The sequence below is a fragment of the Pseudomonas sp. JUb52 genome (genome assembly GCF_004341115.1).
GTDB lineage: Bacteria > Pseudomonadota > Gammaproteobacteria > Pseudomonadales > Pseudomonadaceae > Chryseomonas > Chryseomonas oryzihabitans.
In genome coordinates this window covers 1-1,149 of the sequence record NZ_SLYS01000048.1, presented here as the reverse complement: position 1 = coordinate 1,149, position 1,149 = coordinate 1, and the positions used below count along the sequence as shown (strand labels likewise).

The 1,149-nt window shown below is 58.3% G+C and carries 1 protein-coding gene; it reads right to left on the bottom strand.

All coding sequences use genetic code 11. From position 1 onward, the window contains the following. A protein-coding gene (locus EC839_RS24090) for an IS3 family transposase (protein WP_132833231.1) occupies positions 1–1,087 on the bottom strand; the annotation gives its coding sequence in 2 pieces (ribosomal slippage) (positions 1–841 and positions 841–1,087; 1,088 coding nt annotated over the 2 pieces). This gene is flagged as partial in the annotation. Positions 1,088–1,149: the final 62 nt, after the last annotated feature.

Below are 1,149 nucleotides of genomic sequence, written 5' to 3'. Positions count from 1 at the left end.
CGCATTCGTGGGTTATGAAACCGCTCGATGTAGTCGAATAAATCCGCCCGTGCTTCATCACGAGTTCGATACGACTGATGGGCAACGCGCTCCCGTTTGAGCTGACCGAAGAAGCCTTCACAGGCAGCGTTGTCGCCGCAATGCCCGACTGCACTCATGCTGCAGACCAGCGTGTTGCGATTCAGAAAGCGCTGGTAGTCAGCACTGGTGAATTGGCTGCCGCGATCCGAATGCAGGATCACTGACCAGTCACCCTGGCGCTGCCAGATCGCCATCTCCACCGCTCGAATCACCATCTGCCGATCCTGACGGTGATGCATCGACCAACCGATCACCAGCTTGCTGTACAAGTCGAGCACCACGCATAGGAAGAGCTTGCCTTCCAGTGTGGCTATTTCCGTGATGTCCGTGACCCACTTGCGCTCCGGTTCCTGCGCAGTGAAATCGCGCTCCAGCAGGTTTTTCACGCCTGCTGGACGCCCGCTGGCGACTCTGCCAAAGCCACGCCTCTTGCGGCGTGGCCAACCTTGAATTCGCTCAGCCGCCATCAGGCGAGCAACACGGTTCAGGCTGACGGTTTCGCCCTCGTCGAGCAGATCCTCGTGCATCCGGGGCGCTCCGATCACACCACGGCTGTCCTCGTGAATCTCCCGAATGCGCCTTACCAGGCGTGCATTCTCTTGAGTTCGCGGGCTTGGATCACGATCCTGCCAGGCGTAATAGCCACTGGCAGAAACCTTCAGGCAACGGCACATCAGACGTACCGGGTACTCGTTGCGGCAGCGCTGGATCACCGTGTACCGCTCGATGATTCCCTGGCAAAGTACGCTGCCGCGTCTCTTAAAAAATCACGTTCCTTGGTCACCCGGGCCAACTCACGCTTGAGGCGGGCCAGCTCCTCATCTCGCGGACTACCGGTTCCGGGAAAGGCCTTTTCTGTGCCTGGTTGTGCTTCTCGAACCCAGCGTGTGAGCAGGTTCGGAGCTACACCAATCTCCAGGGCCACTTGTCGACAGCTCGCCCCTGAACGACGAACCAACTCGATGGCTTCCCGCTTGAATTCAGGACTGTATTTCTTGCGCTTCATGAACACTCCTTCAGCTCGGTATGAGCTTACTCGAAAGTGTCCGTGCTAACGGGGTAGAACCC